This is a genomic window from Geobacillus sp. YHL (assembly GCF_022341265.1).
GTDB classification, from domain to species: domain Bacteria; phylum Bacillota; class Bacilli; order Bacillales; family Anoxybacillaceae; genus Geobacillus; species Geobacillus thermoleovorans.
Window position 1 is genome coordinate 23,392 of sequence record NZ_JAEIGB010000001.1, and the last position, 19,348, is coordinate 42,739.

The following is a 19,348-nucleotide window of genomic DNA, read 5'->3' on the forward strand; positions in this document are numbered from 1 at the left end:
TTCCTTCGCAGTAGCGTCTATATGATGTAGTATGGGCGAAAATCAAAAAAAAACACGGTCATGTTGACCGTGTTACAGCCAATGGGCAATGAGCAAGCCAGCGGCGAGCAAAAAGCCGAACTGCGTATTCGTTTGCGCCGTCGCCTTCATCGCCGGCATCATCTCGATCGGCTTGATTTTGCCGATAAATCCGCGCGTCGCCGCAACCGCTTTCGGGATGCTCAACAGCGCAAGCAGCGCCCAAGGCGGAACGATGTGAAACAGAACGAGGGCGGCCGTCCAAAGAAAGGCAACGGCGAACATGGCAGCGAGCAGGCGGATGGCCCAGTTGCGGCCGATCAAAATCGCGAGCGTCTTTCGCCCTTTTTCACGATCGCCGTCCAAGTCGCGAATATTGTTCGCCAGCAAAATGGCGCCGACCAAAATCGCGATCGGAATGGCGGTGAGCACGGCACCGCCGCTGATATAGCCTGTTTGGATGAAAAATGAAATCAAAATAATGACAAAGCCCATAAAAAACCCAGCCGCCAGTTCGCCAAACGGCGTATAGGCGATCGGAACCGGCCCTCCGGTGTAAAAATAACCGGCCGCCATGCAAATCGTTCCGACAACGGCGAGCCACCAGCTGCTTTCGGCGCAAATGTAGACGCCGATGAGCATAGCCAACCCAAGACAGCCAACCGCCAACGCCAGCACCGTTTTCGGCTTGAGGCCGTCGCGGACGATGGCGCCGCCGATGCCGACCGATTCCGCGGAATCGAGGCCGCGTTGATAATCGTAGTATTCGTTGAACATGTTCGTCGCGGCTTGAATCAACAAAGAGGCGATCATCATCGCGGCAAACAGCAGCCAATTGACAGACGTTTCGCCCAACGCCAGCACCGTGCCGACGCATACGGGCACAAACGCCGCCGTCAACGTATGCGGGCGCGTCAGCCGCCAAAAGACGCGCCAGTCGCGGCGCGCCGGCGGGCGATGGTCCATATGTGTGAATGATTGCATATTCATTCCCCTTAGATTCTGTGAAAATGTCATTCGTTTATGTCCAAAATAAGTGTAGGCAAACGTTGAAAGCATGTCAACCCTTCCCGATAGATAAATGATTTCCTATTATATATAATGGGAAGTGGGGATGGAGGGGGAATTTTACGACAGAAAGCGTGAGGAACGTGGCGATTGGATTTCGACATCACCTGCAGCAACAATTGCATAGATTGGCGGTGAATGCAGCGCGGCCGTTTGTCAGCTGGGCGGAACCGTGGGAGGGCGTTGATCCGGTTTCTTTTTTTATGCAAGGGCCGTCATGCGGCTTCCGCGAACGGTTTTTTTGGGCGGATCGAACCGGAGGCACGATATTGGTCGGCCTCGGCTCCGTTTATGCGATCGAAACGGAGAAGGCCGACAGCCGGTTTGATGACGTGGAAGCGGGCCGGCGCCGATGGGAGAAGGAGATGGAGCCATACGGCGCGGTCGATGCGCCGCCGTTATTGTTTGGCGGATTTTCGTTTGACCCGTATCGGCCGGGCACCGACATGTGGCGCGGCTTTCCGGCCGGGAAGCTCGTGGCGCCGGCCGCGCTTCTTGCCGTAAGAAACGGCAAAACGACGTTGACCGTCACCATGCCGACCCATCAACAGGGAAGGGATTGGGAGCGGATCGGGCGCTTGCTTGAGCGGATCAGCGGCCCTATGGCCGCTCCAAAGCAACTTCCGCGCCTTGTGTCAGACGAAGAAGAAGAGAAAGAACGATGGTTGGCGGCTGTTCATAAAGCGATCACTTCGATTCGCGCGGGGGAATTGGACAAGGTAGTGCTCGCCCGCGCTCGACGCCTGGCGTTTGCCAAAACGGTGGATGCCGCAACCGTACTCCAGCGGCTTCGCGAGCAGCAGCCGTTTGCTTACATTTTTGCGTTTGAACAGGACGGCCACTGTTTTATCGGGGCTTCCCCTGAGCAGCTTGTCCAAAAAGAAGGGAAAACGTGCCGGTCGGTTTGCCTCGCCGGATCGGTGCGCCGCGGGGCCGCTATGGAGGAAGACGAGCGGCTTGGCGCTTGGCTGCAGGCGGATCGAAAAAACAACGAAGAACATCAGTTTGTTGTGCAAATGATCGGCCGCTTGTTTTCTTCCGTCTGCGAGACGGTTGAGATGCCGCCCGCGCCGCAGCTGCTCAAGCTGCCGCACATCCAGCATTTATGCACTCCGGTTGTCGGCCGTGGCTGCCGCGAGCGCTCGGTGCTCCGCTTAGTGGAAATGATGCATCCGACACCCGCGCTCGGCGGAACGCCGCGCGATCGGGCGCTGGAGGTGATCCGCGCCCTTGAGCCGCTTGACCGCGGATGGTATGCAGCGCCGATCGGCTGGGTGGATGGCGACGGCAATGGGGAATGGGCGGTCGCCATTCGCTCCGCCTTGCTCGCCGGGAAGGAAGCCATGCTGTTTGCCGGCTGCGGCATTGTCGCCGATTCCGACCCAAACAGCGAATATGAAGAGACAAATGTGAAAATGGCCCCGATGTTATCGGCGTTGGGAGTGATGAACGATGGCTGATGCCTTGTCTGTTTATGTAGCGGCATTGGTGGACGGATTGGCGCAGGCCGGGGTGACGGAGGCGGTGATCAGCCCCGGTTCGCGCTCGACGCCGCTTGCGATCGCGATGGCGGCCCACCCTGGCCTTCGACTATATATGAATATCGATGAGCGGTCGGCCGCGTTTTTCGCCCTCGGCTTGGCGAAAGCGAAGCAGCGTCCGGTCGCGCTCGTATGCACGTCCGGAACGGCGGCGGCCAACTATGGGCCCGCGGTTGTCGAGGCATACTATTCGCGCGTGCCGCTCGTGGTGCTGACGGCCGACCGGCCGCATGAACTGCGCGATGTCGGGGCGCCGCAGGCGATTGATCAGTTGCACTTATACGGACGATACGCCAAGTGGTTTGTGGACTTGGCGCTGCCGGAAGAGGCGGATGACATGTTGCGATACGCGCGGACGATGGCGGCAAGAGCCGTTCAAACGGCCGCCGGTGCACCGTGTGGGCCTGTGCATGTGAACGCGCCGTTTCGCGAGCCGCTTGTCCCGCATATCGATGAGGCGGTTTGGGAGCGGGTGCGGTCCGTTTCGAGAGCGCCGCAAGTGTGGCGCGGCCGCCCAGCGCTGCCGCAAGAGAGCGTATCGGCGCTGTATGAGCAGCTGTCGGCGGCGGAACGCGGGGTGATCGTCTGCGGGCCGCTCGATCGCCCTGGGTTTGCCGAGGCGGTCACAGAGTTGGCGCGGGCGCTTGATTTTCCGATTTTGGCCGATCCGCTTTCCCAACTGCGTGCAGGTACGCATGACAAAACGTACGTGCTGGACAGCTATGACGCCATATTGCGGGAGGAAACCGCCGCTTCCAAGCTTGTGCCGGATGTGGTGCTTCGGTTCGGCGCCATGCCGGTGTCGAAGCCGCTCTTTTTATGGCTCAAGCGCCATCGCGCGATTCGTCAAATTGTTGTCGACGACGGCGGCTGGCGCGATCCAACGTTGTCCGCGGACAGCTTCGTTCAGAGTGATGAATGGATTCTTTGCCGCCAGCTTCTTGAATGGGCGAAACCGAAAGAAAACAAAAGCGCGTGGTCGGCGATATGGCTAGAGATGAACGCGATCGCCCGCGCGGCGCTTGAGCGCCATCTGCCAAAAGAAGAATGGTTTGAAGGGAACGTGTTCACGGAACTTGCCAATTTGCTTCCAGCCGGGGCGGCGCTGTTTGTCGGCAACAGCATGCCGATTCGCGATGCGGATACGTTTCTCTTTGCGACGGACAAGCCGCTTCGCGTTTTGGCCAACCGCGGCGCCAACGGCATTGACGGAGTCGTCTCGAGCGCCTTGGGCGCAAGCGTTGCCGCGAACCCGCTTGTGCTGGTGATCGGCGACTTGTCGTTTTACCACGATGTAAATGGCTTGTTGGCGGCGAAGATGCATTCGTTGTCAGCTACCATTGTGTTGTTGAACAACAACGGCGGCGGCATTTTCTCGTTTTTGCCGCAGGCGCGCCATAAAGGGGCGTTTGAAACGCTGTTTGGCACGCCGACGGATTTGTCGTTTGCCCACGCCGTCGAGATGTACGGCGGCCGCCATACGGTGCCGCACCATTGGGTGGAGTTCCGCCGCCATGTATCGGAATCATTGTCATCAGGCGGGCTTCATGTCATTGAAGTGCGCACGTCGCGCGCGGAAAATGTCCGAATGCATCGATTGTTGTGGAACGAGGTTGCCCGGGAAATCGCGAAATATCTCGAATCAAGAGGATTGGCATGACCATGATGGTGAATGGGGTTTGTTACCATGTGGAACAATACGGAGAAGGAGAGCCGCTTCTGTTGCTTCACGGGTTTACGGGCAGCGCGGACACGTGGCGGCCGCTCGCCCCGTTTTGGCCGGACTTCCGTGTGATGGCCGTCGACTTGTTGGGCCATGGGCGGACCGAGGCGCCAAAGGACGCCCGACGGTATCGGATCGAACACGCGGCGGCTGACTTGGCGGCGCTCCTTGACGAATGGGGCGTCGAACAAGTGAACGTGCTCGGCTACTCGATGGGCGGCCGGCTCGCGTTGGCGTTCGCCGTTTGGCATCCGCGCCGCGTTCGCCGCTTAGTGCTGGAAAGCAGTTCGCCCGGCTTGGAGACAGAGGAGGAGCGGCGCGCGCGGCGGGAAGCGGATGAGGCGTTGGCGCGAAAGATCGAAACGGAAGGCGTCCGTGCTTTTGTCGATGATTGGGAAAAAATCCCGCTGTTTGCCACTCAGCAGACGCTCCCGGATCCGGTGCGAGCGGCGATTCGCCGCGAGCGGCTCCGCCATACGGCAACGGGGCTTGCCAACAGTTTGCGCGGGATGGGGACCGGCGTGCAGCCGTCGTTTTGGGAACGGCTTGGCGAACTTGCCATGCCTGTGCTCCTTGTTTGCGGGGAGCGCGATGAGAAGTTTTGCCGCATCGCCGCCCAAATGCACGAGCGGCTGCCCAACAGCGAACTTATCTGTGTAAAAGGAGCCGGACATGCAATTCACGTGGAACAGCCCGGCATTTTTGCTAAAATAGTAAGTGAATTCATGACAAAGGGGGAAGTGTAAATGCCGTTTGAATGGGTGAAGCAGTACGACTATGAGGATATTATTTACGAAACGTACAACGGCATCGCCAAAATTACGATCAACCGTCCGGAAGTACATAACGCGTTTCGGCCGAAAACGGTGAACGAGATGATCGATGCGTTTACGAAAGCGCGCGATGATTCGAATATCGGCGTCATCATTTTGACCGGCGCCGGCGGCAAGGCGTTTTGCTCGGGCGGGGACCAAAAAGTGCGCGGCCATGGCGGCTATGTCGGCGAGGATGAAATTCCGCGCCTCAATGTGCTTGATTTGCAGCGGCTCATCCGCGTCATTCCGAAGCCGGTCATTGCGATGGTCGCCGGCTATGCCATCGGCGGTGGGCATGTGCTTCATGTCGTATGCGATTTGACGATCGCCGCGGACAACGCCATCTTCGGCCAAACCGGGCCGAAAGTGGGAAGCTTTGACGGCGGCTATGGCGCCGGTTATTTGGCCCGCATCGTCGGCCATAAAAAGGCGCGGGAAATTTGGTATTTATGCCGTCAGTACACGGCGCAAGAAGCGCTCGAAATGGGGCTGGTCAACAAAGTCGTGCCGCTTGAGCAGCTTGAAGAAGAAACGGTCAAATGGGCGCAAGAAATTTTGGAAAAAAGCCCGACGGCCATTCGCTTCTTAAAAGCGGCATTCAACGCCGACTCCGACGGCTTGGCCGGCATCCAACAGCTCGCCGGCGACGCGACGCTTCTCTTCTACACGACCGAAGAGGCGAAGGAAGGAATGCGGGCGTTCAAAGAAAAACGGAAGCCGGACTTCAGCCAATTCCCGCGCTTCCCGTGATGAGAACGAAGAAGCAGCTTGATGGCGCGTCAAGCTGCTTTTTGTCGCTTTTCCGAAGGGAAGGAATCCTTTCGCTGGCCGTCGGCGGAGGAGGGGGCAAGAAAGGAGGACGCTAGATGACAACGATGCCAAACTGGCTGAAGCAGCGGGCGTTTTTAACCCCGGAGCGAATCGCCGTGAGCGACGGGCGGCGGACAAAAACGTTTGCCGAATTGTATGAAGCGGCTGCCGTCTGGGCGCGGCGCCTCGCTCAAGCAGGCGTCAAGGAAGGAGATATTGTCGCCTTGCTGATGAAAAATCGCATCGAGATGATCGAGATCATCCATGCGTTGTTTTTTCTCGGCGCCCGCGTCCTGCTGCAAAACGTGCGCCTTACGTCCTATGAGCTTGGCTGGCAGCTTGATGACAGCGGCGCGCGGCTTGCCATCGCCGATGAGGAGCTAGCCGGGAGCTTTGACGGCGATGGACGCGTTCTGACTGTGGGCGCGGTTGCCGCGCTTCCGGAAGTGGACGTCTCCTTAAAAGAAACGTGCGATTTGGAGGAAGTCGCCACGATCATGTATACGTCCGGGACGACCGGCACTCCGAAAGGCGTCTTGCAAACGTACGGCAACCATTGGTGGAGCGCGGTCGGTTCGGCGCTCAATTTAGGGTTGCATGAGCGCGACTGCTGGCTGGCCGCCGTGCCGCTGTTTCATATCAGCGGCCTGTCGATCGCCATGCGCAGCGTCATTTATGGCATGCCGATGCGGCTGCAAACGTCATTCGACCCAAAGGAAGCAAACGAATGGATCATGCGCGGCGACGTGACGATCATGTCGGTCGTGGCTGCCATGCTTCAGCGGATGGTGGCCGAGCTCGGGGAAGCGCGCTACCCCGATACGTTCCGCTGCATGCTGCTGGGGGGCGGGCCGGCGCCGCGCCCGCTGCTTGAGGCATGCAAAGAAAAGGGCATCCCGGTGTACCAGACATACGGGATGACGGAAACGGCGTCGCAAATCGCGACGCTCGCGCCGGAATACAGTTTGACGAAGCTCGGTTCGGCCGGCAAGCCGCTTTTTCCGGCGGAGCTTTGCATCCTAAAAGACGGAAAGCCGGCTGCGCCGCATGAAGCGGGGGAAATTGTCGTCAAAGGGCCGAATGTGACAAAAGGATATTGGCAACGCCCGGAAGCGACGGCGCAAGCGATCCGCGGCGGCTGGTTTTTGACCGGCGATATCGGCTATCTTGATGAAGACGGATTTTTGTACGTCCTTGACCGCCGTTCTGACTTGATCATTTCCGGCGGCGAAAACGTCTATCCCGCTGAGGTGGAGGCGGTGCTGCTGTCGCATCCCGATGTGGAAGAAGCCGGGGTGACGGGCGTCGAGAATGAAACGTGGGGGCAAGTGCCGTATGCGTTCGTCCGCCTGAAACGCGGAGCGTCGCCAGACGAAGCGGCCCTTCGCGCGTTTTGCCGCGAGCGGCTGGCGAAATATAAAGTGCCGGCCCGCATTTACTTCGTCGACGAACTGCCGCGCAACGCCGCGCAAAAACTGCTGCGCCGCGAACTGAAAAGGCTCATTCCAAAAACGGAACAAACGTTTTGATAGGAGTAAAAACGCCTGTTCGGAAGCAGAAAAGGCAGGGCCTCGTCTAGGTCGAGGTTCCTGCCTTTTTGCCGCTGCCATTCCCGCGGCGTTCCGACCGGGAGGCATGGCGTTCGCCGAATCGAAGCCCTTGCTTTTAGACCGCTGCGATCCAGCTTCATCCATCCGCTTTGTCCCCTGTTGGAGGACGGCAGTCAAACGTCATCCCTTGCACGGCCGATTTCCATAGCGCAGATGGAAACATAGGGATGACCATCCAACGTCGTTTTTTGCTCCATCTGGCGTTGGTTTCGAAATGGACGGCCCTCAAACGTCATCCATCCACCCGAGTTCAGCGGCCCGATGGGCGACGAGCCGTTCAATCTCAGGTGGGAGCTGATCAAACGAACCGAACTCATAATCCCACAAACGGGCGAAGGAGTCGATGCAAGCTGGGTATGTTCCTAAAGCGGCCCGCTTCATTTCCGTTTGCAGCGCTTGAATGAGGCTGGCGCGTTTGTCCATCGTCATCCCCCTCGAACGATGCAAGCGCCGCCCGGTCGGCCGGACAGCGCCTCGTTGGTCTCGCATTATGCTTCATGGGCCGGAACAAACGTTTTGCAATCTGTTTCCGTGGAATCAGACGCCATGTTTCCGGCATGGCTGACCACATAAATGGACTCCGCGCTGCAGCGGTTCCCTTCCGCCCAATAATGGCAGTTGCGCACTTCGCAAAGAACATCTTTCGCCATGGTCATCCCCCTTGTCGTGATGAAATCGCCCGCGTCTATAGTTTGACGCATTTGCAGGCATTTTATCCATCTCTAACCGAGAAGACTCCCGCTTGGGATCAACGGAAGCAGGGGCAATCGACAGCTTCCATCATGGTTGTTCTCCCACGCTGCCCCAAATATAAAAGAAGGATTTCGTGCAGAAATGGCGTTTCCTTCTTTACCATCGTTGAAGCGGGGGCTCATCGCCCAAAAAAATGATGAAAATATTTCTTGTTATAATTGACATAGAAAATCATTCTCAATTAAAATAAAAAAGAAAGAAGCGAGCAAAGGAGGCTTTCGTGATGGCATCACTGCTTGTTGTCGGAGCCGATCATTTAGGCCATATTACCGATAAATTGGAGCGTTCCGGATTCCGGGAAATCATTCATCTCAATGGACGAAAAGTGAATATGGTGAAACGCGACATTCCGGAGCATGTCGACGCCATATTGGTCATGATCGATTACGTGAACCATAATTTGGCGAAGAAAGTGAAAGAGAAGGCGAAAAGCAAAGACAAGCCTATTTATTTTGCGAAACGGTCATGGAGCTCGATAAACGCCGTGTTGGAGCAGCTGGGAAAACATGCATGAACAAACAGGAGGCGAGCCATGGTGCCTATCCATCACGAGACGTTGGATGTCTGGCCGTATGCGTTGCACTGGTTTCTTCGCCGCGTCATTCAAGCGTATTGCGACACCGCCCCTTCGCTGCGGTCGCCGCTTTGCTTGCTCCGGTTGATTGATCAGCACCGTTCGCTCCTTCCTTTGTCGATGTTTCCGACGCCGTTGCATTACGGACTTGTGTTGGCCAAGGTGACGGATCATTTGCTGCAGTTTTTCGGTTCGATGGAAGAGGCGGCATGCAAGCCGCTGCTGCTGGCGGACGGCGGATTGGGCGAAGAAGCGGATCGGGAGTTGTACATCGTTTACCGCGACCGGGTTCGTGTGCTGCTGTGGTGTGAGGAAGAGGAAGCCATTCGGCGATGCAAAGAAACGGCGTCGTCCTTATGCCGCAAAACAATCGGACGTTGTCCGAACGAACTGGAATGCTGCTTTTTATGGACGGGCGGACGCCGCATTGAGTGGATTCCGGCTTAAGGGAAGGAGAAGAGGCATGAAAAGCGTCTTTCTCGGGCGGAATGTGATGGAACGGATTCCGGCTTGAATGAAGGGGATCGCCGGCGTATAATGAAATAGGTTGAAAATGAAAATCGTTATTTTTAAATAAAATGGAGGAGCAAGTCATGAAACGCATGCCTTGGAAAGTCATGGCCACGTCGGCGGCGGCCTCGCTGCTTTTGGCGTCCGGCTGTTCCGCCGTCGGGGAGAAAGAGAACGGCCGTTCAGCGGAAGCGCCGCGCCTGCACGTGCCGGTGGCGGACGATCATTTTGATACGGCCGGCAATATGTTTGCCTACTCCGAATTTGAGCTGTCCGGAGAGCCGTTGGCGGAAGGGCTCGGGCTTGATTTGGACACCCTTGATGCGAGAAAGCCGGATGAGCCGACGAAATTTGACTATACGGCCGGCATCGAGTCATACGAGTATTCCGAAGAAGCCATGTATGAGGTGACGGAAAAGTCAGGGCTCGGGCTCCATCTCATAAACGGCCCGATCGCCAAGCAACGGGCCGAACAGCGGCATAAGCCAGCCGATCAGGCGCTCGCCGACCGTTTTTATGAGCTTGCGGACAGCGTCGGCTATCCGCGCGAGGAAATTTTCCGCAACATGTTCCCGACCTTCATCGAGTACGCCGGCGGCGATCCGCATTATGCGCAAAAGGTTGACACGGACGTGTACGCGGAAAATGACGACGGTACATACGTTCCCGTCTATCAAGTCGATTTCCAATCGCTTCGCTGGGATCGCGGAAAAATGGACAAAGTGCTCACGCCATCGGCTTACGGCGGCGTCTTTTTGAAGCAAGCGCTTTGGGCCGGCGACTTTTTGGGCAATTTTCATCAAAAAGACAGCGATGAAGAGGTGGAGGCGAAAACGCCAAACGACGATCAAAGCGGGAACGTCGCTCTTGGCGTCAGCTCCGCCGACGGGATGCAAGGGATGATTTTGACGGAACAAATATGGAACAAGCTGTCTTTTATCCGTGACCATTTATTTTATGATGCGAAGCAGCAGGCGTTGACGAAGGCAGCCGGCAGCCGCTACAACCCAAGCGGGGGATTCGTCTATTTGCCGCACGCGGTGGAAGTGGCTGAAGGGGGAAGCGAGCTGGCGCCGGATGCGGCGAAGTTGGTCGTCAAAGATCCCCGCAGCTTGCTTGAGGACCAATGGCTCATGCTATGGCCGGCGGCGGAGTTTTTCGGCATGACCGACCAGCGGCCGGAAAACAAAAACCAAAACCCCGCGTTTTTGGCCGTGTTTGACGGAAAACCGTTCCCGAAAGCGGCAAAAGAAAATGTGGATGCCGATCCAGCCAACGACCGCGTGGCCGACGACCCGTATTCCGTCAACCGCGACGTGCTGCTGCAAGTGTTCCGCAACATCGATGCCATGCATTTCAATGAAAAAGCGGGCGCGTTTGTGACCGAACATGACGGGCGAACGCAAGGAAATCGGGTCGATACGTTCCAAGCCGGCTATACAATGGAAGCGCTCCGCATCTTCGAACGGGCGATTGACGGGATGCCGGTCGGCTATGCGAGCGGAGAGAGCGCCAAAGGGCTCGGCACGCCGGAAGGAAAGCGGGCGCTCGAGCTCATCCGCCGGCAAGCGGATTTTATCATGCACAACTTGATGCGAAAAGACGGACTTGTCGCCAACGGCTATACGATCGGCCAAGGGCCGGATCAAGACGAGCCGACGCTTCTTGCCCAGCTTGGCGCGATCCGCGGGCTGACGGCGGCGTTTTTGGCGACGAAAGACGAAGCATACCGCGATGCGGCGCGCCGTGTTTATGAGGCAATGGACAAACATTTTTGGGATCAAAAATGGCACGTGTACCATACGGGAGAAAAAGAGGACAAGTACACCCCGTGGCTCGCCGGCGCGTTGTCGGGGGTGTTCCGCGTGGCCTTGCAAAACTTGAACAACGACCAAGCGGATGAGACGGCGAAATCCCTTGACCGCGAAACGATCATCTCCCGCTACGTCGACTTTTACGACCGGATCGTCGATGGCCCGACGCTTCAGGAAGGGATGCAGGCAAGTGAGTTTTGGGATACGGGAGATGTCTACATCAAAGGGAAAAAATTGGGCAACACTGACCGCGACCATGTCCCGCAAGTGCAGGCGGCCGGCGGCCCATACGGCGTGGCGCCGGTGTTGCGGACGGTCAAGGTCAACGTTGGATCCGCCAACAAATAACAGAAAGAAAGCGGCGAATACGATTGAGATTCGCCGCTTTTCTTTGTAAAATTGAGGATGGTTATCATTTTCGTGAAAAAACGGGGGAATATTGAAATGCGAAAATGGTGGTTCGCCGCGGCGATCGCCGCGCTGTTGGCCGGCTGTCAGGACGAAAAGGCATGGCATGAGCAGCCGAAAGTGGTCAGACATGCCCCGGCGCACGGCGACAACATCGCCGTAAGCAGCGACGGGCGCCATGTCTACACCGCCAACATCGATGTGGATACAGTGACAATCATCAACGCGAAAACGAAAACGAAGGAAGCGGAAATTCCCGTCGGCCGCGAACCGCGCCAGCTGGCGCTCAGCCCGGATGGACGGACGCTGTATGTTTCCTGCATGTACGATGATGAAGTGGACGTCGTGTCGCTTGACAAGCGGAAAGTCGTCGACCGTTGGAAAACGGGGATCGAGCCGTTCGGCATCGTCACCAGTCCGGATGGGGCGGAAGTATATGTCGCCAACTACCGCTCGGGCACGGTCTCGGTGTTTGACGCTGAGAGCGGGAAGCGGACGAAAGACATCCAAGCGGGCGATCGGCCGCGGGCGCTGGCGCTGACAGCGGACGGAAGGAAGCTGTACGTGACGCAATATTTGGCGGCCAAAGTCACCGTGATTGACACAAAGAAACGGCGGGCGGTCAAGGAAATCGCCCTCGCCCCGTCGCCGGACAAAGCCGATCGAAAAAAGAGCCAAGGCGTTCCGAACACGCTTGAGCAAATCGTCATCGCCCCGGACGGCAAAAAAGCGTATATTCCGCACTTATTGACGAACATCGATACGCCGATCCAATTTGAGGAAACGGTCTTTCCGGCCATCTCGGTCATTGATGCAACGAAAGACGTTGAGTTGCCGGACGAGCGGAAAGAGCTGTTTGCCGCGATCAATGTCACGGATGTCCATAACGAGACGATCATCGTCTCCAATCCGTACGATGTGGCGTTTTCCCCGGACGGCGGCAAAGCGTACGCGGTCATGTCTGGAAGCGAGGATCTCGTCGTCTTTGACTTGCGCCGCGGCGGCAAGGCGACGCAAATTTTGCGACGCATCCACGGCAACAATCCGCGCGGGATCGCGATTTCGCCGGATGGGAAGACGCTTTACGTCCACAACGCCATGAGCCATGATTTGGCCGTGATCAAAACCGGAGGAAAAAGCCCATATGCGAAAGCGAAGCAGGAGAGCGGCACGATCCGCCTCATTGCGAAAGATTCGCTCTCCCCGCTCGTGCGTGAAGGAAAAACGATCTTTTACAGCGCCAACAGCGACGAGTTTGCCATCAACATCACAGGGAACAATTGGATGAGCTGCGCTTCGTGCCATAGCGACGGCGACATCAACGGCTTGACGCTCATGACGGCGAAAGGGCCGCGCAACGTGCCGAGCAATATTTTGGCGACGAAAACCGGGCTGTTTATGTGGGATGGGTCGCGCGACGATTTTACCGACTACATTCATACCGTGCAAGGCGAGATGGGCGGCATGATGACGATCGACCCGTCCAAGCCGCTGCCGCCGAACGTCCAGCATATGTTTGACGCCATTCTCGCCTACTTGAACGACCCGCGTTCGTTCCCCGTGCCGAAAAGCCCGTACCGGAACCGCGACGGCAGCTTGACGGCGGAAGCGAAGGAAGGGGAGCGCCTGTTTAACGGGAAAGGGAATTGCTTAAGCTGCCATGGGGGCGAGTATTTCACCGACAGCGTCAAGGCGGTCGGGCCGGACGGGAAATTGACGACTGCCAATACCGCCTACTTGCACGACATCGGCACGGCCAATCCGAAGGACCGCGCCTCCAAAGGCGACGCCCGCGCCCGGTTCACAAACCCGCGGACGCCCAAGCAGTGGGATACGCCGACGCTGCGCGGCGTATGGGCGACAGCCCCGTATTTGCATGACGGCAGCGCGAAAACGATCGAGGAAGCAATCCGGCGCCATCGGACGAAAGAAGTGCAAACATTGACGCCGGGAGAAATTGCGGCCATTGCGGCCTATGTCCGCTCGCTGCAATAGTGAGAGTGATGGGTGAGGAAAAGGGGGCTTTTCTTTCTGCAGGGCAGAAGATAGCACCGTCATAAAGGAAGGTGTCCCACGCGTGTTGGGGACACCTTTTTCCTTGTTATTTTGGCCGTACATAGCGCTTATCGTGCATAAACAAACGCCAGAAATAGACGAAGCCGGGAAACAAAATGAGAAAGCCCACGATGTAGGAGGCAAACAGCGCCCGGAATGTATCCGGATGGGGAAAAGGAAACGAAACCGCCTGCCTCAATCGAAAGAGGCAGGCGGTTGTATTTCAATGAAGGGCTTTTTGCAGCACGCGGAGATTCTCGGCCATAAGAGCAAAGTAATCTTTGTGGGCTTTTCGATCTTCATCGGTCAGCGATTCCAAGTTATGCAGACGGAGCGGCTTGGCGCCGATTTCGTTCTGAATCACTTCCGCCGTTTTGGGATGAACATTTTGTTCGAAAATGACATAGCGGATGTGATGCTGTTTGGCTGTCTGGATGAGCTGAGTCAGCTCTTTTTGCGATGGTTCGTTGCTCGGAGAAAGCCCGGAAACACTCAGCTGTTTGATTCCGTAGCGGTCTTCCCAATATCCGTAAGCTTGATGGGAAACGAGCATCTCTTTTCTGGGAGCTTTCTCCACTGTTGAACGGAATTGCCCGTCAAGGCGCTCGAGTTTCATCTTTAACGTTTCAAAGTTTTGCATAAACAGGTCTTTTTTTTCAGGTTTCAGTTCAATCAGCAAATCGCGGATGTTCTCGGCGATCGCAATGGATCGGATGGGGTCAAGCCATACGTGAGGATCTTTGTCTCCGTGTTCATGGCCATGTTCTTCCTCATGTCCCTCTCCGTGTTCGTCTTTGTGCCCTTCGCCATGCGCATGCTCCTGTTCATGGTTCGATTCAAGCAATTCGATGCCGTTTGTAGCAACGAGAAATCGGACGTGCTCATTTTGTAATGTTTCCTGCAGTTTTTCGGCGAACGGTTCCATCCCGTGGCCAATGTAAATGAAGGCGTCCGCATCGGCAATCTGCTGCACGGTTCTGGTTGTCGGTTCGAACGTATGGGCTTCCACTCCCGGCGGGTAAACACTTTTGACGTTCACAGCGTCGCCGCCGATTTTTTTCGTAAAGTCTTCAAGCGGATAGACGGTTGTATAAATCGTCAATGGGTCGTTCGATGTTTGGGCCTTATGTGCCTCCGGTTTTGCTTGGCAGCCGTATAGCCAGGCGCTTGCCGCCAAAAGGAAAGACAAAAGAATGGATGGTAGTCTCATATTGAACTCCTTTCTGGGCTCAAGATGTCCGCATTTATTATATCGTAATCATTACGATTTGAAAATGATGGATCGCCGTTTAGGCCGAAGGGATCAATGAAGGAAACGGATTGGGCAACAGCGTCCAATCTTCCTTCATCTCCTCATCCGTCAGCAAACATTCGTCGAGCGATCGCTCGATGCGATCTGCGTTCATATTGATGCCAATCAACACGAGTTCGGTCAAGTGATCGCCGTAGGTCTCATCCCACTTTTCCCGCCATCCTTCCTCTTCTTGCCACAGCTGTTTGATGTCCTCTTCTGGATAGGAAGCCATCCATCGTCCTGCTGCTTGCATGGAGATGGATGTCCCTGCTTGCGATAGGAGAATGCACCAGTCGTTCCAAGACGCGAGCCAAATAAATCCTTTCGCGCGCACGACTTCCGTGGGCCAGTTTTCAAGCCAATTCATCAAACGTTCCGGATGAAACGGCCGCTTTCTTCGATAAACAAAGGAAGAGATGCCGTATTGTTCAGTCTCGGGTGTGTGCTCTTCATTCAGCTCTTTGATCCAGCCGGCTGATTGGCTTGCTTTTTCAAAATCAAATAAGTGGGTGTTTAAAATGGAATCGAGCGGCACTTGGCCGAAAGTGGCCGGGATGATGACGGCTTCTGGATTCAGCTTTTGGAGCACTTTTTGCAGTTTTTGAACTTCCTCCGGCGAAACAAGATCGATTTTATTCACGACAATGACATTGGCGAACTCGATTTGTTCAATGAGTAAATCCGCAATTTCGCGGCTGTCCGTTTCATCGACGGCCTGTTGGCGGTCAAGCAAGGTTTCTCCCGAGGAAAAGTCCGTCCAAAAACGGTTGGCGTCGACAACCGTCACCATGGTGTCCAATCGGCATTTTCGGGATAGATCGATTCCAAGTTCCTCATCCAAATACGTAAACGTTTGCGCAACGGGAATCGGTTCGCTGATTCCGGAAGATTCAATGACAATATAGTCGATTTCCCCGTTTTCGACAAGCTGATCGACCGCTTTGATTAAATCCTCCCGCAAGGTGCAACAGATGCAGCCGTTTTGAATTTGGATGAGCTTTTCTTCGGTGCGGAAAAAGCCGTTTTGCCGAACGAGTTCGGCATCAATATTGATTTCACTCATATCGTTGACAATGACGGCGATTTTTTTTCCTTCCCGATTGTGCAAGATATGATGAAGCAAAGTCGTTTTTCCTGATCCTAAGTAACCGCTTAATACCGTGACAGGGATTTTTTTCATCTGTGGCGCCTCCTTTTTTGAAAATCATAATCATTACGATTTACAGGATTAATCATATAAAAAAATCAAGCAAATGGCAAGGCCATTAAGTGATTTTGTTTCTTTTCGCATGTTCTGATGGTTCAGGAACGGGATCAAAACCGCCCGGATGGAACGGGTGGCATTTCAAAATGCGCTTCGCCGTCAGCCATCCCCCTTTGAGCGCGCCAAAGCGCTGGATCGCTTCGATGCCATAGTTCGAGCAGGTCGGATAAAAGCGGCATGTCGGCGGCTTGAGCGGAGAAAGGAAGCGTTGATAAAAGCGGATGCACCAAATCAGCCATTGGCCCATGCCCAGTTCTCCTTTCTGTGATCATCATGATTACAATAGAACAAACCTTTCTTTTGTTCAAGCAAAACGACTGTCGTTCGCTCGGAATGGGGGCGCTCGCCCAGACCTTGCTTTTTGGGCATAGACGCCAAGCGAGAGGCAAAAAAGATGCGGGACGCTCCTCGTTTTGGTTATGATAAAGAAAGAGGATCAAAATAGCTAGGAGTGATTGACATGCCTTCACCGGTGGAAAGCTTTGAATTGGACCATTGCGCGGTCAAAGCGCCGTACGTTCGGCATTGCGGCGTTCACAAAGTCGGCAGTGACGGCGTCGTCAATAAGTTTGACATTCGCTTTTGCCAGCCGAACAAAGAAGCGATGGACCCGGCCGCGATTCATACGCTCGAGCACCTGCTTGCGTATACGCTGCGCCGACATGCGGCCAAATATGATCATTTCGATATTATCGACATCTCGCCGATGGGCTGCCAAACCGGGTTTTATCTTGTCGTGAGCGGCTCGCCAACCGTGGACGAGATCATTGATTTGTTGGAAGAAGCCATGAAGGACGCGCTCGCCGCGACGGAAGTGCCAGCCGCGACCGAGCGGCAATGCGGCCAAGCGAAGCTGCATGATCTAGAGGCGGCCAAACAGCTGATGCGCTTTTGGCTTTCGCAAGAGAAAGAAGAGTTGAAAAAGGTGTTTGGTTGATGAACAAGCCGGCCCCGCGCCGCTACTGCGGCTGCTTCGGGCCGGCTTGTTGTTCGCCGCCGCGTTCATTCGGGAGCGGATCGACCGTATGCTTGTAGGCATACGCTTTGGAAGTCGTGACGACCGCCAGCGCAAGAACGACAGCGGCGATGATGAGGCAAACGATCAAGGTCCAGTACATCATGACGCCCGCCTTTTTTCTTTTTATTATACCATATCTGGCAGAGCTGGCGTTCATATTTCCGGTGAAATCGGGCAAGCTATCCATCGACACGTTTTCCATGTTTCATCTCTATTTCGCGCAGGAGACTCCCACTCAACGACCAAAGGGAGTAAGTGGGAGAGGAATGCGCGTTCCCCCTTTCTTTTGTGTATGATCGAATAAAGGCGTGGAGAAAACTGTTCAATAAAGGCACTCCAATCACGGCTGCTCGATGGATGGGGTTGGTTGCAGGAAACGTTGCAACCGTAAAACATCGAGCGTAGGTCTGTCTGTTGTGTGTGGAAGCCAAGTACTGCCAACAGACACACCGAGAGAATCGGTAACGATGCAGGCATGACCTGCGTCGTTGGGCAGTCGTCAACCTGCCCCTGATGCAACCCCAAGTCAAGGAAGGAGGACGAAGTCCGCTCGCACTTCTGGGGAGTTGCAAGCCCCCACTTCAAGCGTTAGCTAAGTGGGGGTAGTTGACCAACAAGCCAGCTGGGTACAAGAACCATGAGGAGGAGTGAGAGGATGACAACTCGACTGATCGATCTTGTCAACAAGCAAATCGCCAACTGGACTGTGTTGTACGTGAAATTGCACAACTATCATTGGTATGTCACCGGGCCGCAGTTTTTCACGCTGCATGAAAAATTCGAAGAGCTGTACAACGAAGCCGCGACCCACATTGACGCACTGGCCGAGCGGCTGTTGGCCTTGGGTGGCAAGCCTGTGGCGACGATGAAAGACTGCCTCAAGCAGGCGTCCGTCAAAGAAGCAGCCGGGACGGAAACGGCGGAGCAAATGGTCGCTTCGATTGTCGGCGACTTTGAAACGATGATCGGCGAATTGAAAGAAGGCATGCAGCTGGCGGATGAAGTGAACGATGAAACGACGGGGGATATGCTGCTTGGCATTCATCGCAGCTTGGAAAAACACGTCTGGATGTTGAAATCGTTCTTAGGACGATAAGAATAAGGAGGCTGTCCTCAGGCCGGGGGACGGCCTTTTGCTTCGTCCTTTCTTTGTCGAAAAAGGGCGATTTTTTAGGGAATGCGCCGCGCCGCGTTCTCCCCTCCGGGCATACGATAGTTATGCGTATCCTATGTTCAAGGAGGGGGGAGCGTGAACAAGCCGATCCCGATGGTTGCCGTGTCGCTGTTCGGTTCGTTTTTGTCGCTGTTTGTCGGCAGCGTGGACTCATTTGTCGTGATTTTGCTTGCTTTGGTCATTGTCGACTACCTCACCGGCATCGCCGCCAGCGCGGTTGAAGGCAAGCTATCAAGTCAAGTCGGCTTTCGCGGCATCATCCGCAAACTGTTGATTTTCATTCTGGTGGCGGCATCGCATCTCGTCGATTTGGCCATTGGATGGAACATGCATGTCATCCGCGATGCGATCATTTTTTTCTATATCGCCAATGAGTTTATCTCGATTGTGGAAAACGCCGGCCGGGCGGGCGTTCCGATCCCGTCCGTGCTGCGCAAGGCGATCGAGCTGTTGAAAGATGAAATAAAATGAGCATAGTTTTCCCCGATTGCCCCACACTAAGCAAAAAGAGCAAAAGAAGGAGTGGATGAAGGTGGCAGATGAACAAAAAAAGACGTATTACGTCTCAATGGCGCACGGGGAAATTTCCCAGTTGAAAACGGCATCGCCGTGGGACTTTCAAATTGAGGCGACCGACGAGGAAATCGCACGCCTGCGCGAGTATTTTGACCAAAACTACTCCACCGACTGGCAGGCGTTTTGGCGCACCCATGTGCCGTACATCCAATACCACTATGATCGGGAAAACGATGCGTACGACCGGACGATGGTCGACATTTACAAAATGATTTATGAGCTCGGCAACGACGAAGCGAAAGCGCACATCCGCTCGATGGGCATTCTCCCGGACGAAAAAGAACCGTAAACGCCGCGAGTCGAGCGGCGTTTTTCTGTATAAT

20 protein-coding genes and 1 pseudogene are annotated in these 19,348 nt (G+C 55.4%); 13 read left to right on the top strand and 8 right to left on the bottom strand.

Going from position 1 to position 19,348, the window contains the following annotated elements; all coding sequences use genetic code 11:
- Positions 1 to 72: 72 nt before the first annotated feature.
- Positions 73 to 1,002 (bottom strand): 1,4-dihydroxy-2-naphthoate polyprenyltransferase, encoded by a 930-nt coding sequence (locus JCR24_RS00105; RefSeq protein ID WP_238979874.1) that lies wholly within the window; start codon positions 1,000 to 1,002, stop codon positions 73 to 75.
- 167 nt (positions 1,003 to 1,169) lie between these two features.
- Between JCR24_RS00105 and JCR24_RS00110 the strand changes: the two genes are divergently transcribed.
- From JCR24_RS00110 to JCR24_RS00130, 5 genes are all read left to right on the top strand, one after another.
- Positions 1,170 to 2,546, top strand: coding sequence for an isochorismate synthase (locus JCR24_RS00110; RefSeq protein WP_238979875.1), 1,377 nt, complete (start codon positions 1,170 to 1,172; stop codon positions 2,544 to 2,546).
- On the top strand, positions 2,539 to 4,287 hold the full coding sequence (gene menD / locus JCR24_RS00115) for a 2-succinyl-5-enolpyruvyl-6-hydroxy-3-cyclohexene-1-carboxylic-acid synthase (protein ID WP_238979876.1): 1,749 nt from the start codon (positions 2,539 to 2,541) through the stop codon (positions 4,285 to 4,287). The genes JCR24_RS00110 and menD overlap by 8 nt, the downstream gene beginning before the upstream one ends.
- Entirely contained in the window at positions 4,284 to 5,096 is an 813-nt protein-coding gene (menH, locus tag JCR24_RS00120) for a 2-succinyl-6-hydroxy-2,4-cyclohexadiene-1-carboxylate synthase (RefSeq protein WP_020278047.1), read from the top strand. The genes menD and menH overlap by 4 nt, the downstream gene beginning before the upstream one ends.
- Entirely contained in the window at positions 5,097 to 5,915 is an 819-nt protein-coding gene (gene menB, locus JCR24_RS00125) for a 1,4-dihydroxy-2-naphthoyl-CoA synthase (RefSeq protein WP_011232345.1), read from the top strand.
- A 116-nt stretch (positions 5,916 to 6,031) separates the two neighbouring features.
- On the top strand, positions 6,032 to 7,504 hold the full coding sequence (locus JCR24_RS00130; protein WP_238979877.1) for an o-succinylbenzoate--CoA ligase: 1,473 nt from the start codon (positions 6,032 to 6,034) through the stop codon (positions 7,502 to 7,504).
- Between the two features lie 306 nt (positions 7,505 to 7,810).
- Here JCR24_RS00130 and JCR24_RS00135 read toward each other — a convergent pair whose 3' ends face one another.
- Complete coding sequence (locus JCR24_RS00135; RefSeq protein ID WP_015731616.1) at positions 7,811 to 8,008, bottom strand: hypothetical protein; 198 nt, start codon at positions 8,006 to 8,008, stop codon at positions 7,811 to 7,813.
- A 65-nt stretch (positions 8,009 to 8,073) separates the two neighbouring features.
- Positions 8,074 to 8,235 (bottom strand): DUF1540 domain-containing protein, encoded by a 162-nt coding sequence (locus JCR24_RS00140; protein WP_075261389.1) that lies wholly within the window; start codon positions 8,233 to 8,235, stop codon positions 8,074 to 8,076.
- 326 nt (positions 8,236 to 8,561) lie between these two features.
- On the opposite strand from JCR24_RS00140, the gene JCR24_RS00145 reads away from it, so the two are divergent.
- The 4 genes from JCR24_RS00145 to JCR24_RS00160 all read left to right on the top strand — a co-directional run bounded on the left by JCR24_RS00145 (position 8,562) and on the right by JCR24_RS00160 (position 13,639).
- Complete coding sequence (locus tag JCR24_RS00145; RefSeq protein ID WP_013144398.1) at positions 8,562 to 8,852, top strand: DUF2325 domain-containing protein; 291 nt, start codon at positions 8,562 to 8,564, stop codon at positions 8,850 to 8,852.
- Between the two features lie 18 nt (positions 8,853 to 8,870).
- The gene (locus JCR24_RS00150) at positions 8,871 to 9,359 is read left to right on the top strand and encodes a hypothetical protein (RefSeq protein WP_238979878.1); all 489 of its coding nucleotides are present in this window, start codon (positions 8,871 to 8,873) and stop codon (positions 9,357 to 9,359) included.
- 146 nt (positions 9,360 to 9,505) lie between these two features.
- On the top strand, positions 9,506 to 11,584 hold the full coding sequence (locus tag JCR24_RS00155; RefSeq protein WP_238979879.1) for a hypothetical protein: 2,079 nt from the start codon (positions 9,506 to 9,508) through the stop codon (positions 11,582 to 11,584).
- A 96-nt stretch (positions 11,585 to 11,680) separates the two neighbouring features.
- Positions 11,681 to 13,639 (top strand): beta-propeller fold lactonase family protein, encoded by a 1,959-nt coding sequence (locus JCR24_RS00160; protein ID WP_238979880.1) that lies wholly within the window; start codon positions 11,681 to 11,683, stop codon positions 13,637 to 13,639.
- A gap of 106 nt (positions 13,640 to 13,745) precedes the next feature.
- Here the strand turns inward: JCR24_RS00160 and JCR24_RS17625 are convergent.
- The 4 genes and pseudogenes from JCR24_RS17625 to yidD form a co-directional block, all read right to left on the bottom strand.
- Positions 13,746 to 13,874 (bottom strand): annotated as a pseudogene (locus JCR24_RS17625) (cytochrome d ubiquinol oxidase subunit II); the annotation flags it as partial.
- A gap of 48 nt (positions 13,875 to 13,922) precedes the next feature.
- Entirely contained in the window at positions 13,923 to 14,909 is a 987-nt protein-coding gene (locus tag JCR24_RS00165; protein ID WP_238979881.1) for a metal ABC transporter substrate-binding protein, read from the bottom strand.
- A 79-nt stretch (positions 14,910 to 14,988) separates the two neighbouring features.
- A complete protein-coding gene (locus JCR24_RS00170) occupies positions 14,989 to 16,173 on the bottom strand; it encodes a GTP-binding protein (RefSeq protein ID WP_238979882.1) in 1,185 nt (394 codons plus the stop codon).
- An 85-nt stretch (positions 16,174 to 16,258) separates the two neighbouring features.
- On the bottom strand, positions 16,259 to 16,504 hold the full coding sequence (gene yidD, locus JCR24_RS00175) for a membrane protein insertion efficiency factor YidD (RefSeq protein ID WP_238979883.1): 246 nt from the start codon (positions 16,502 to 16,504) through the stop codon (positions 16,259 to 16,261).
- Positions 16,505 to 16,717: 213 nt separating this feature from the next.
- Between yidD and JCR24_RS00180 the strand changes: the two genes are divergently transcribed.
- On the top strand, positions 16,718 to 17,194 hold the full coding sequence (locus JCR24_RS00180; protein ID WP_011232335.1) for an S-ribosylhomocysteine lyase: 477 nt from the start codon (positions 16,718 to 16,720) through the stop codon (positions 17,192 to 17,194).
- Positions 17,195 to 17,216: 22 nt separating this feature from the next.
- Here JCR24_RS00180 and ytzI read toward each other — a convergent pair whose 3' ends face one another.
- Positions 17,217 to 17,378, bottom strand: coding sequence for a YtzI protein (ytzI, locus tag JCR24_RS00185; RefSeq protein ID WP_080706505.1), 162 nt, complete (start codon positions 17,376 to 17,378; stop codon positions 17,217 to 17,219).
- A 552-nt stretch (positions 17,379 to 17,930) separates the two neighbouring features.
- Between ytzI and JCR24_RS00190 the strand changes: the two genes are divergently transcribed.
- From JCR24_RS00190 to JCR24_RS00200, 3 genes are all read left to right on the top strand, one after another.
- The gene (locus tag JCR24_RS00190) at positions 17,931 to 18,371 is read left to right on the top strand and encodes a Dps family protein (protein WP_011232333.1); all 441 of its coding nucleotides are present in this window, start codon (positions 17,931 to 17,933) and stop codon (positions 18,369 to 18,371) included.
- Between the two features lie 153 nt (positions 18,372 to 18,524).
- Positions 18,525 to 18,920, top strand: a complete 396-nt coding sequence (locus JCR24_RS00195; RefSeq protein WP_011232332.1) for a phage holin family protein — start codon at positions 18,525 to 18,527, stop codon at positions 18,918 to 18,920.
- A 61-nt stretch (positions 18,921 to 18,981) separates the two neighbouring features.
- Positions 18,982 to 19,314, top strand: a complete 333-nt coding sequence (locus JCR24_RS00200; RefSeq protein WP_238979884.1) for a hydrolase — start codon at positions 18,982 to 18,984, stop codon at positions 19,312 to 19,314.
- Positions 19,315 to 19,348: the final 34 nt, after the last annotated feature.